General features: G+C 61.1%; 16 protein-coding genes. All 16 read left to right on the forward strand.

Going from position 1 to position 11887, the window contains the following annotated elements; genetic code table 11:
* The 16 genes from OVY48_RS19595 to nuoK all read left to right on the forward strand — a co-directional run bounded on the left by OVY48_RS19595 (position 1) and on the right by nuoK (position 11877).
* Entirely contained in the window at positions 1–813 is an 813-nt protein-coding gene (locus OVY48_RS19595; protein ID WP_313924123.1) for an inositol monophosphatase family protein, read from the forward strand.
* Positions 814–941: 128 nt separating this feature from the next.
* The gene (gene ndhC / locus OVY48_RS19600) at positions 942–1316 is read left to right on the forward strand and encodes an NADH-quinone oxidoreductase subunit A (protein WP_037473947.1); all 375 of its coding nucleotides are present in this window, start codon (positions 942–944) and stop codon (positions 1314–1316) included.
* Positions 1307–1861 carry a NuoB/complex I 20 kDa subunit family protein gene (locus OVY48_RS19605; RefSeq protein ID WP_037473949.1) on the forward strand — a complete coding sequence of 185 codons (555 nt, stop codon included), beginning with the start codon at positions 1307–1309 and terminating at the stop codon, positions 1859–1861. Before ndhC ends, OVY48_RS19605 begins: the two co-directional genes overlap by 10 nt.
* Positions 1862–1973: 112 nt before the next feature.
* Positions 1974–2804 (forward strand): NADH-quinone oxidoreductase subunit C, encoded by an 831-nt coding sequence (locus OVY48_RS19610; RefSeq protein ID WP_313924853.1) that lies wholly within the window; start codon positions 1974–1976, stop codon positions 2802–2804.
* Positions 2805–2915: 111 nt separating this feature from the next.
* The gene (locus tag OVY48_RS19615) at positions 2916–4151 is read left to right on the forward strand and encodes an NADH-quinone oxidoreductase subunit D (protein ID WP_037473953.1); all 1236 of its coding nucleotides are present in this window, start codon (positions 2916–2918) and stop codon (positions 4149–4151) included.
* A gap of 106 nt (positions 4152–4257) precedes the next feature.
* On the forward strand, positions 4258–4926 hold the full coding sequence (locus OVY48_RS19620) for an NAD(P)H-dependent oxidoreductase subunit E (RefSeq protein WP_313924125.1): 669 nt from the start codon (positions 4258–4260) through the stop codon (positions 4924–4926).
* Between the two features lie 121 nt (positions 4927–5047).
* Complete coding sequence (locus OVY48_RS19625; RefSeq protein WP_171899191.1) at positions 5048–5197, forward strand: hypothetical protein; 150 nt, start codon at positions 5048–5050, stop codon at positions 5195–5197.
* Entirely contained in the window at positions 5197–6543 is a 1347-nt protein-coding gene (nuoF, locus tag OVY48_RS19630; RefSeq protein WP_313924126.1) for an NADH-quinone oxidoreductase subunit NuoF, read from the forward strand. Before OVY48_RS19625 ends, nuoF begins: the two co-directional genes overlap by 1 nt.
* The gene (locus OVY48_RS19635; RefSeq protein WP_037473960.1) at positions 6540–6770 is read left to right on the forward strand and encodes a hypothetical protein; all 231 of its coding nucleotides are present in this window, start codon (positions 6540–6542) and stop codon (positions 6768–6770) included. Before nuoF ends, OVY48_RS19635 begins: the two co-directional genes overlap by 4 nt.
* A gap of 1 nt (position 6771) precedes the next feature.
* Positions 6772–8778 (forward strand): NADH-quinone oxidoreductase subunit NuoG, encoded by a 2007-nt coding sequence (nuoG, locus tag OVY48_RS19640; protein ID WP_313924128.1) that lies wholly within the window; start codon positions 6772–6774, stop codon positions 8776–8778.
* A 2-nt stretch (positions 8779–8780) separates the two neighbouring features.
* Complete coding sequence (locus OVY48_RS19645) at positions 8781–8909, forward strand: hypothetical protein (protein ID WP_313924129.1); 129 nt, start codon at positions 8781–8783, stop codon at positions 8907–8909.
* A complete protein-coding gene (gene nuoH / locus OVY48_RS19650; RefSeq protein ID WP_313924130.1) occupies positions 8909–9952 on the forward strand; it encodes an NADH-quinone oxidoreductase subunit NuoH in 1044 nt (347 codons plus the stop codon). Before OVY48_RS19645 ends, nuoH begins: the two co-directional genes overlap by 1 nt.
* Before the next feature lie 65 nt (positions 9953–10017).
* Positions 10018–10452, forward strand: coding sequence for a hypothetical protein (locus OVY48_RS19655; RefSeq protein WP_313924131.1), 435 nt, complete (start codon positions 10018–10020; stop codon positions 10450–10452).
* Positions 10449–10934, forward strand: coding sequence for an NADH-quinone oxidoreductase subunit NuoI (gene nuoI, locus OVY48_RS19660; protein WP_310222062.1), 486 nt, complete (start codon positions 10449–10451; stop codon positions 10932–10934). The genes OVY48_RS19655 and nuoI overlap by 4 nt, the downstream gene beginning before the upstream one ends.
* A gap of 29 nt (positions 10935–10963) precedes the next feature.
* Positions 10964–11575, forward strand: a complete 612-nt coding sequence (locus tag OVY48_RS19665) for an NADH-quinone oxidoreductase subunit J (protein ID WP_037473975.1) — start codon at positions 10964–10966, stop codon at positions 11573–11575.
* Positions 11572–11877 (forward strand): NADH-quinone oxidoreductase subunit NuoK, encoded by a 306-nt coding sequence (gene nuoK, locus OVY48_RS19670; RefSeq protein ID WP_037473979.1) that lies wholly within the window; start codon positions 11572–11574, stop codon positions 11875–11877. Before OVY48_RS19665 ends, nuoK begins: the two co-directional genes overlap by 4 nt.
* Positions 11878–11887 lie beyond the last annotated feature (10 nt).

An 11887-nucleotide genomic window follows, 5' to 3' on the forward strand; every position in this document is an offset into this window, starting at 1 on the left:
ATGGCATCCCATTCAGGCCTTCTCACCGTCATGGAACGCGCCGCGCGCAAGGCGGGCGGCAAGCTGCGGCGCGACTTCGGCGAGGTCGAGCATCTTCAGGTGTCCCGCAAGGGGCCGGCCGACTTCGTGTCGAAGGCCGACGAGCAAGCGGAAAAGACGCTGGTCGAGGAATTGCAGCGCGCCCGGCCCGACTGGGGCTTCCTGCTCGAAGAAGGCGGCGTGATCGAGGGCGACCCGACCAAGCCGCGCTGGATCATCGATCCGCTCGATGGCACCACCAATTTCCTGCACGGCATCCCGCATTTCGCCATCTCGATCGCGGTCGAGGAACCGCTTTACGGCGGCAAGCGCGAGATCACGACCGGCCTCATCTATCAGCCCTTCACCGACGAAAGCTATTGGGCGGAGAAGAATCGCGGTGCCTGGCGCCATGACCAGCGGCTGCGCGTCTCGGCGCGCCGTGATCTGGCCGATTGCGTCATCGCGACCGGCATCCCCTTCATGGGCCATGGCGACATGGGGCAGTGGGTGCGGATCTTCGGCGCGGTTGCGCCGTCTATCGCTGGCATCCGCCGTTTCGGGGCCGCCTCGCTTGATCTCGCCCATGTGGCGTCGTGTCGCTATGACGGTTTCTGGGAAAGCGGCCTGCAGCCTTGGGACGTCGCGGCCGGCATGTTGCTGGTGCGCGAAGCGGGCGGTTTCGTCAGCGATTTTCGCGGTGGCGAGCAGATGATCGAGCGCCGCGAAGTGATCGCGGGCAATGACGCGATCCACAGCAAATTGCACAAGTTGGTGGCAAACGCCCTGCGCTAAGGTGCAGCTAGGCCAAGCGCTTCAAGCACTTGGCCTTTTTGCGATTCATTCTCACAGCCTTGGCCCCTTGCTTCGCATATGCAGCAGGCCTAAAGCGCCCCGACAACCTTTTCGCCCAGGGGATACCATTGGTCGATCTTGCCCAATATCTGCCGATCCTGCTCTTTTTGGGGATCGCTTTGCTGCTGTCCGGCACGTTCGTTTTCCTGCCGATGCTGGTCGGTCGCCTGACCGGCGCGCATAAGCCGGACCCGGCCAAGCTCAGCGAATATGAATGCGGCTTTCCCGCTTTCGAAGAGCCGCGCAGCCAATATGACGTGCGCTTCTATCTGGTGGCGATCCTCTTCATCATCTTCGATCTTGAAGCGGCGTTCCTGTTTCCCTGGGCGGTGAGCCTCGACCAGATCGGCTGGGCCGGCTGGGCGACGATGATGATTTTCATAGCGGAACTGGTGCTCGGTCTCGTCTATGCGTGGAAGAAGGGAGCGCTCGATTGGGAGTAGAACTCTATAACCCGGCGCCCGGCACCTTGCCGCCCGTCGGGACTCAGCCCGATCAGGATTTCTTCAACTCGCTCAACAGCGAAGTGAATGACAAGGGTTTCCTTGTGACCTCGACGGAGGATCTGTTCACCTGGGCACGCACCGGTTCGCTGTGGTGGATGACCTTCGGTCTCGCCTGCTGCGCGGTCGAGATGATCCACGTCAACATGCCACGCTATGACATGGAGCGTTTCGGTGCAGCGCCGCGCGCGTCGCCGCGTCAGAGTGACGTGATGATCGTCGCGGGAACGCTGTGCAACAAGATGGCTCCCGCGTTGCGCAAAGTTTACGATCAGATGTCTGAACCGAAATATGTCATTTCCATGGGCAGCTGCGCCAATGGTGGGGGCTATTATCACTACAGCTATTCTGTAGTGCGCGGGTGCGACCGGATCGTGCCGGTCGACATCTATGTACCGGGTTGCCCGCCGACTGCCGAAGCGCTGCTCTATGGCGTGATGCAGTTGCAGCGGAAGATCCGCCGGATCGGGACGATTGAACGGTAATGACAGGCATGACGTCTCTTTTTCACCGTTCGTTTCGAGCGAAGTCGAGAAACCTGTTCCTGGCACAGTGCGAGCGTATCTCGACTGCGCTCGATACGAACGGAGGTCTGTAATGGGCCATTCCGCACCACGCTACACCGCGTACACTCTTGAAGGATTTCTGACTTTCCTCACGCGATGGAAAGCGAGTGTCAGGGATTCGCATGGAGAAATCGTGATTGCCGTCGAGCGTGACGAATTAGTTCCGTGCCTTACTTATTTGCGCGATTCCATGCAATATCAGCAACTTATGGAAATTGCTGGCGTGGATTACCCCGATCGTGCAGAGCGCTTTGAAATTGTCTATTGTCTGCTGTCAGTCACGCGCAATCATCGGCTTCGGGTTACCGTCACGACCGACGAGGATATGCCGGTGCCGACCGTCACGCACCTCTGGCCGGTTGCCGGCTGGTTGGAGCGCGAAGTGTTCGACATGTATGGCGTCGTGTTCGACGGCAATACCGACTTGCGCCGCATCCTTACCGATTATGGGTTCAAGGGCCATCCGCAGCGCAAGGACTTTCCGCTGACCGGCTATGTGGAGCTGCGCTATTCCGAAGAGGATAAGCGCGTCGTCTATGAGCCGGTGAAGCTGGCGCAGGATTTCCGCAGCTTCGACTTCATGTCGCCGTGGGAAGGCGCGGAATATATATTGCCCGGCGACGAAAAGGCGCCGCAGGCCTCCGGCGCGCCGACGCCCGCACCTGCTGCCCCGCCGCCGCCTGCTGCGCCCAAGGGAGACCCTGCGGCATCGACGCCCAAGACGACCGAGAAGAAGGCCGACACCGGCGCTGGCGAAGCGGCGAACAAGGCCTCGCAAGTCAAGTCGGACGATGCGCCGACCAAGGCGGCTTCGGCCACCGATGAAGGCGAAGGCGTCGCCAAGCCGGAGGATAAGGCATGAGCGCCGCTACCACCGTCGTCATCCCAGCGAAGGCTGGGATCTCCCTTTTCTTGAGCGCTGCGCCAAAGGCCAGTGAGACCCCAGCGTTCGCTGGGGTGACGGGGATGTATCATGGCTGATTATCTCGACGAACTGGAGCATCGCACCGATGCGTCGGATCCGACCTACGGCGATACCGAAATCCAGAACTACACGATCAATTTCGGCCCGCAGCATCCCGCGGCGCATGGCGTGTTGCGCCTCGTCATGGAACTGGAAGGCGAGATCGTCGAGCGCTGCGACCCCCATGTGGGCCTGCTGCATCGCGGCACCGAAAAGCTGATCGAATATAAGACCTATCTCCAGGCTTTGCCCTATTTCGACCGGCTCGATTATTGCTCGCCGCTCGGCATGGAGCATAGCTATGTGCTGGCGATCGAAAAGCTGCTGAACCTGGAAGTGCCGCTGCGCGCGCAATATCTGCGCGTGTTCTTCGCGGAACTGACCCGCATCTGCAATCATATGCTGAACCTGGGCTCGCACGTCATGGATGTCGGCGCGATGACGCCGAACCTGTGGATGTTCGAAATCCGCGAGGATTGCCTCAACTTCTTTGAGCGCGCATCGGGCGCGCGGATGCACAGCGCCTATTTCCGCCCCGGCGGCGTGCACCAGGATGTGCCGCTCAAGCTGCTGACCGACATTGCCGACTGGCTCGACACCCGCCTGCCGCGCCTGTTCGAGGATGCGATCAGCCTGGTCGCCGACAACCGCATCTTCAAGCAGCGCAATGTCGACATTGCCGTGGTGAGCAAGGAAGATGCGCTGAAATGGGGCTTTTCCGGTCCCATGATTCGCGGTTCCGGCATCCCCTGGGACATCCGCAAGTCACAGCCCTATGACGTCTATGATCGTGTCGATTTCGACGTGCCCGTCGGCACCAATTTCGACTGCTATGACCGGTTCATGGTCCGCGTCGAAGAGGTCCGCCAGTCCGCGCGCATCATGAAGCAGTGCCTCAACGACATGCCCGAAGGCCCGATCGCCAGCTTCGACCGCAAGGTCTCGCCGCCCAAGCGTGGCGAGATGAAGCGGTCGATGGAAGCGCTGATCCATCACTTCAAACTCTACACCGAGGGTTTCCATGTGCCCGCGGGTGAAGTCTATGTCGCGACCGAAAGCCCCAAGGGCGAGTTCGGTGTCTATCTGGTCGCGGACGGCAGCAACAAACCCTATCGCTGCAAGATCCGCCCGACCGCTTTCTCGCATTTGCAGGCGATGGACTTCATGATGAAGGGCCATATGCTCGCCGACACCACCGCCGTCTTGGGCGCGATGGACATTGTGTTCGGGGAGTGCGACCGGTGAGTTATTCCATTCTCGTCATCCCAGCGAAGGCTGGGATCCCTCTTTTCTTTGACGCTGCTCCTCAAGGCAGCGAGATCCCAGCGTTCGCTGGGATGACGGTGAACTAATGGCTGACGCACCCCATATCCCCGACGAAACCGAAACCCGCGCGCGCTGGGGCAATTTCGCGTGGACGGCGGAAAATGCCGAGCAGGTGAAGACGATCATCGCCCGCTACCCCGCCGGTCGCCAGCAATCAGCGGTCATGCCGCTGCTCGATCTCGCCCAGCGGCAGGTCGGCGCGGAGACGCAGACGCAAGGCTGGCTGCCCGTGCCGGTGATGGAGTTTATCGGCGACCAGCTCGATATGCCCTATATGCGCGTCTACGAAGTCGCGACCTTCTATACCATGTACAACTTGGCGCCCGTCGGCCGCTATCATGTGCAGGTGTGCGGCACGACGCCCTGCATGTTGCGCGGTTCCGACGATGTGTTCGCGGCGTGCAAGAACAAGGGTCTGGTCAAGGGCGCGACCACGCCCGACGGCCTGTTCACGCTGACCGAAGTCGAGTGCCTGGGCGCCTGCGCCAATGCGCCGATGGTCCAGATCAACGACGATAATTTCGAAGACCTGACCTATGACAGCATGAGCGTGGTGCTGGAAACGCTCGCCGCTGGTGGCCAGCCCAAGATCGGCCCGCAGATCGAGCGCCAGACGAGTTGCCCGGAGGGTGGCCCGACGGCGCTCAAGGACATGGTCGCTGAGAATCATGATTATCGGGGGGAGTGGGCGTGATCCGTTCGGCTTTCCCCCAATGTTCGTTCGCTTCGAGCGTAGTCGAGAAGCGGTTAGCGCTGCGCGGGCGTGTCTCGACTTCGCTCGACACCAACGGATGTGATGTATCGGGGGCCGCCGCATGAGCGCTCTCGTCGCCATCATCCTGGGCCTCATCGTCTTTGTGATCGCGCTCAAGATCATCGGCGCGGTGTTGGGGCTGGTCATCGGGCTGGGCCTCGCCGTTGTCGCATATTTCGTGGCTGAAAAACTGATCGGAAAGGGCCGCTGATGGCCGACGACACCGCAATCGCTGCGCCGCCTCCTCCGCCGCCGTTCGTCGGCCCGCTGGAGGACAGGGACCGCATCTTCACCAACGTTCATGGTTTTCAGGATTGGGCCATCGACGCGGCGATGAAACGCGGCGATTGGGACAATACCAAGGATCTGCTGAGCCTGGGCCAGGACGCGATCATCGACATCATCAAGGCGTCGAACCTGCGCGGCCGCGGCGGCGCGGGCTTCCCGACCGGCATGAAGTGGAGCTTCATGCCTAAGGAAAGCAAGGATGGTCGTCCAAGCTTCCTGGTCATCAACGCCGACGAATCCGAGCCGGGCAGTTGCAAGGACCGCGAAATCGTACGCCACGATCCGCACAAGCTGATCGAAGGCGCGCTGATCGCCGGTTTCGCGATGCGCGCGCGCGCCGCCTATATCTATATTCGTGGCGAGTTCATCTACGAAGCCAAGGTGTTGTTCGCGGCTGTCGAGCAGGCCTATGCCAAGGGCTTCATCGGCAAGAATGCCTGCGGTTCCGGCTATGATTTCGACGTCTTCGTCCATCGCGGCGCGGGCGCCTATATCTGCGGCGAGGAAACCGCGCAGATCGAAAGCCTGGAAGGCAAGAAGGGTCAACCCCGTCTCAAGCCGCCTTTCCCGGCGGGTGCGGGCCTCTATGGCTGCCCCACCACGGTCAACAATGTCGAAAGCATTGCGGTAACGCCGACGATCCTGCGGCGTGGCGCGGCCTGGTTCAACCGCTTCGGGCGCGAGGGCAATCGCGGCACCAAGCTGTTCCAGATCAGCGGCCATGTGAACAAGCCCTGCGTGGTCGAGGAATCGATGTCGATCCCGTTCCGCGAACTGATCGACCGCCATTGCGGCGGCATCCGCGGCGGCTGGGACAATTTGCTGGCGGTCATTCCCGGCGGCTCCTCGGTCCCCTTGGTCCCCGCGCGCGAAATCATGGACGCGCCGATGGATTTCGACGGGTTGAAGGCGCTCGGCTCCGGCCTCGGCACCGCCGCCGTCATCGTGATGGACAAATCCACCGACATCGTCCGCGCCATTTCGCGGCTGTCCTATTTCTACAAGCATGAAAGCTGCGGCCAATGCACCCCCTGCCGCGAAGGCACGGGCTGGATGTGGCGCGTGATGGAACGGCTGCGCACCGGCGAGGCCGAACTGTCCGAAATCGACATGTTGCATCAGGTCACCAAACAGGTGGAAGGCCACACCATCTGCGCGCTCGGTGACGCGGCGGCCTGGCCGATCCAGGGCCTGATCAAGCATTTCCGGCCGGAAATCGAGCGCCGGATCAATGAGCGCGGTATGCCTGTCATGGAGGCGGCGGAGTGAGCGATGACCGCACAGACCTGATGCTGGAAATCCTGAAATCCATTCAGGGTGACATTTCCGCGATCAAGCGTGAACAGGCGTCGCAGGGCATTCGCCTCCATGCGATGGAGGATCACCAACGCGGTATCATGACGTCAATTTATGGTATGCAATCCGATATTGCGGATCTGAAAATTCGGGTCGATCTGATCGAGAAGCGCCTTGGCCTTCAGGATACGGAACACTGATATGCCTAAAGTCAAAGTAGACGGCGTAGAACTGGAAGTCCCGGCGGGCGCGACTGTCCTCCAGGCGTGCGAGCTGGCGGGGAAGGAAATTCCGCGTTTCTGCTATCATGAGCGGCTGTCCATCGCGGGCAATTGCCGCATGTGCCTCGTTGAAGTGAAGCCCGGACCGCCCAAGCCGCAGGCGTCGTGCGCGCTGCCCGCAGCCGAAGGGCAGGACATCCGCACCGACAGCGAAATGGTCAAGAAGGCGCGCGAAGGGGTGATGGAGTTTCTCCTCATCAACCATCCGCTTGATTGCCCGATCTGCGATCAGGGCGGCGAATGCGATCTGCAGGACCAATCGGTCGCTTATGGTCGCGGCGCGTCGCGCTATGACGAGAATAAGCGCGCGGTGACCGAGAAGAATATGGGGCCGATCGTCAAGACGGTCATGACCCGCTGCATCCAGTGCACCCGTTGCGTGCGCTTTGCCGAGGAAGTGGCGGGCGTGCCGGAAATCGGCGCCATCTATCGCGGCGAAAATATGCAGATCACCACCTATCTGGAACATGCCGCCAAGAGCGAGCTGTCCGGCAATGTGGTCGATCTCTGCCCGGTCGGTGCGCTGACCAGCAAGCCCTATGCGTTCGAAGCGCGGCCGTGGGAATTGAAGAAGACCCACGCCATCGACGTGATGGATGCGGTCGGCACCAACATCCGCCTCGACAGCCGGGGCCGTCAGGTGCTGCGTGCGGTGCCGCGCATCAATGATGACGTGAACGAGGAATGGGCGTCGGACAAGACCCGGCACAATGTCGATGGTCTGGTCCGCAAGCGGCTCGACAAGCCCTATGTCCGCAAGGACGGCAAGCTGGTGCCCGCGACCTGGAACGAAGCGTTCGCCGCGATCGCAGCGGTTCAGCATGGTGGCAGCGTTGCGGCGATCGCGGGCGATTTGCTCGATTGCGAAACCATGTTCGCGGGTAAGGCACTGGTCGAAAAGCTCGGCGGTACGATGCTCGAAGGGCGTCAGACGGGCCTCGCCTATGACGTGTCGAGCCTGTCGTCGGTGGTGTTCAACACGCCGCTCGCTGATCTGGAAGATGCGGACGTCATCCTGCTGGTGGGCACCAATTTGCGCTGGGAAGCGCCACTGGTGAACACGCGCATCCGCAAGGCGATCAAGAAGGGTGCGAAGGTCTTTGCCGTCGGCCCTGAATTTGATCTGACCTATAAGGTGCAGTGGCTGGGCAATGATGCATCGCTGCTCTGCAAGCTGCCGGACGCGGTGGTCGAGGCATTCGGCAAGGCTGCGCGGCCCGCGATGATCGTCGGCGGTGGCGTGCTGGCCAAGGATGGCGCGCATGGCGACACGCTGGCGCTTGTCGAAACGCTAGGCCTAATTAAGGACGGCTGGAACGGCTATAATGTCCTGCATTTCGCGGCGGCGCGTATGGGCGGGCTGATGCTCGGCTTCGCAACCGTTGGCGGGATCAAGGCGATCGCGGCGGCCAAGCCCAAGCTGCTCTTCGCGCTGGGCGCCGACGAAGTCGATTATGCCGCCTTCGCCGACAGCTTCAAAGTCTATGTCGGCCATCATGGCGACAAGGGCGCACATGCCGCCGACGTGATCCTGCCGGGGGCGAGCTATGCCGAAAAGGCGGGCACCTATGTCAATCTGGAAGGCCGCGTCCAGCGGGGCGAAAAGGCCGTGTTCGCGCCGGGCGACGCCCGCGAGGACTGGTCGATCCTGCGCGCTTTGTCCGACGTGATGGGCGTCAAGCTGCCCTTCGACAGCTTCGAGGCGCTGCGGGCGGAAATGGCCAAGGCCGTGCCGGCGCTCGGCGTCGAGGGTCTCGCCCATTATGGCTGGTCCATGCCATCGCTGCCGACCGGCGCGACCGGCGAATTCGGTTCGCCGATCAAGGATTTCTACCTCACCAACGCCATCTGCCGTGCCAGCCCGACGATGCAGCAATGCTCGGCCGAACTGGTCCACGGCGTCGAATTTGCGGAGGCGGCGGAATGAGGATGGAAATCATCACTCCGTTCGCCCTGAGCCTGTCGAAGGGCTCCACCGAGCGTAGCGAGGTGCCTTCACTTCGTTCAGGCGAGGGCTTCGACAAGCTCAGCCCGAACGGTTTTGAGGTTCAGGAATAATGACCGCTTTCTTCCAAAATCTGGGCATGCCGTTCGAGGGTGCCTGGCTGCTGTCGACCATCATCGGCATCCTCGTCATCGCCCTGCCGCTGATGCTGGCGGTCGCGATGATCATCTATGCCGATCGCAAGATCTGGGCGGCGATGGCGCTGCGCCGTGGTCCCAACGTTGTCGGCCCGTTCGGCCTGCTGCAATCCTTCGCGGACGGCCTCAAGGTCTTCCTGCAGGAAACCATCATCCCGTCGGCGTCGAACAAGGCGCTGTTCCTGATCGCGCCGATCATCACCTTCACCGTCGCGCTGATGGCCTGGGCCGTCGTGCCGTTCGATGTCGGCGTCGTGCTGGCGGACATCAATGTCGGCTTGCTCTACATTCTAGCGATCAGCTCGCTCGGCGTGTACGGGATCATCCTCGCGGGTTGGGCGTCCAACTCCAAATATCCCTTCTATTCCGCGATCCGCGCCAGCGCGCAGATGATCAGCTATGAAGTCTCGATCGGCTTCATCATCATCACTGTGGTCTTGTGGGCGGGCAGCTTCAATCTGAGCGCCATCGTCGAGAGCCAGAAGGGCTATTACGGCTTCATTAACGGCAACGGCTTCAACCCGCTGCTCTTCCCGATGGCGGTCATGTTCCTGATTTCGGCGCTGGCTGAAACCGCGCGCGCGCCCTTCGATCTGACCGAAGCGGAAAGCGAGCTGGTCGCAGGCTATCAGACCGAATATTCGTCCATGTCGTTCGCGCTTTATTGGCTTGGCGAATATGCCAACGTCATCCTGATGTGCGCGCTCAACGCCATTCTCTTCTGGGGTGGCTATCTGCCGCCGTTCGATTGGGCGCCGCTTTATTATGTGCCCGGCATTATCTGGCTGTTCGCTAAGATACTGTTCTTCTTCTTCGTCTTCTCCTGGGTGAAGGCGACGGTGCCCCGCTACCGTTATGACCAGCTGATGCGGCTGGGCTGGAAAATCTTCTTGCCTACCTCGCTCTTCTTCGTCTTCCTGGTTTCGGGCTTCCTCATGCTGACGAGGTATGGGGGATGATGATGCTAGTTACCGCACTTCAGGCTGCCGTTCCCGCTCCTGCTCCGGCGCCAACTCTGGCGCAGATGACCATTCCCATCGTTAATGCCACCTGTCGGATTTCCGATTCCCAGGGGCATCAGCATGATCTGGTTGTCCGCCAAACCGGCGGGCGTGCTTATACAAAGGTCAATAGCGACGGATCTACATGGACGCCGCGCACTCCGGTGAGGCAACAAGTAGCCCGCGACACCGCTGGTATTTTCGACGGATTCGAGTTTCAGACCGGGCCGCGCGAAACATGGCCAGGCAGGGTCGAGGCGTCGAGGCGCTCCGGCCCGATCACTGGCCGGATTGTTCAGGTTGAAACCATTAGGACTGACCGCGAGGACAGATATGCTATTCTGATCCGTCGGAATTGGCCTAAGCCGGATGTGCAGATACTCGGTTTCTGCGACGTGAAGAAAGCGCCCCAGGCCCCGCTGAACGCGGCGGAGACGGAAGAGGCTATCAGGCAATGAGTATCGGTTACTACGTCAAGAGCTTCACCCTCTGGGAGTTTGTGAAGGCGCACGCCCTGACCTTGAAATATTTTTTCAAGCCCAAGGCGACCATCAACTACCCCTATGAGAAGAACCCGATTTCGCCGCGGTTCCGGGGCGAACATGCGCTGCGTCGCTACCCCAATGGGGAAGAGCGCTGCATCGCGTGCAAGCTGTGCGAGGCGGTATGCCCGGCGCAGGCGATCACCATCGAAGCGCAGCCGCGCGAGGATGGCAGTCGGCGCACCACGCGCTACGACATCGACATGACCAAGTGCATCTATTGCGGTTTCTGCCAGGAAGCCTGCCCGGTGGACGCGGTCGTCGAAGGCCCGAATTTCGAGTTCGCGACCGAAACCCGCGAGGAACTGATCTACGACAAGGCCAAGCTTCTTGAAAATGGTGACAAGTGGGAACGGGCGATCGCCGCGAACCTTGCCGCCGACGCACCCTATCGTTAAGCCGCGCGGCCTAAGGGGATATTGATCCAGTGATTCACGTGCTTGCCTTTTACCTGTTCGCCATTTTGGTGGTGTGCAGCGGCGCGCTCACCATCCTGTCGCGCAATCCGGTCCATTCGGTGCTGTGGCTGATCCTGGCGTTTTTCAACGCGGCGGGTCTGATGATCCTGATCGGCGCCGAATTCATCGCGATGCTGCTCGTCATCGTTTATGTCGGCGCGGTCGCGGTGCTGTTCCTGTTCGTGGTCATGATGCTCGATATCGACTTTGCCGAATTGCGCGCCGGGTTTGTCAGTTATCTGCCGTTCGGCCTGCTGATCGCGCTGGTGCTGCTGGCGGAGATCGTGCTGGGCATCGGTCTGTGGAGCGCGGGTCCGATCGAGCTGGCGCAGCGCGCCGCGCCCACCGACCCGGATATGTCGAACATCAAGGCGGTGGGGACGTTGCTCTATACCCGCTACATCTTCCTGTTCGAAGCGGCGGGCCTCGTCCTGCTGGTCGCCATGATCGGCGCGATCGTCCTGACCCACCGTGCCCGTGGCGGCGTGAAGGGCCAGAATATCGCCAAGCAGAACCGCCGCCGTCCGCAGGACGCGGTCCGCAATATCAATCAGCCCACAGGGCAGGGGGTGGAGCTGTGATCGGCCTTCAACATTATCTGGTGGTCAGCGCCATCCTGTTCGTGATGGGGGTGCTGGGCATCTTCATCAACCGCAAGAACATCATCATCATCCTGATGGCGATCGAGCTGATCCTGTTGAGCGTGAACATCAACCTCGTCGCCTTCAGCGTCTTCCTGGGCGACATGGTGGGGCAGGTGTTCAGCATGTTCGTGCTGACCGTCGCGGCGGGTGAGGCGGCCATCGGCCTTGCCATCCTCGTCATTTACTTCCGTGGTCGCGGCACCATCGCCGTCGACGATGTCAACCGGATGAAGGGCTGAGCCTTACAAC

The sequence above is a fragment of the Sphingobium sp. SA2 genome (assembly GCF_032227065.1).
In the GTDB taxonomy this organism is placed as follows: Bacteria; Pseudomonadota; Alphaproteobacteria; order Sphingomonadales; family Sphingomonadaceae; genus Sphingobium.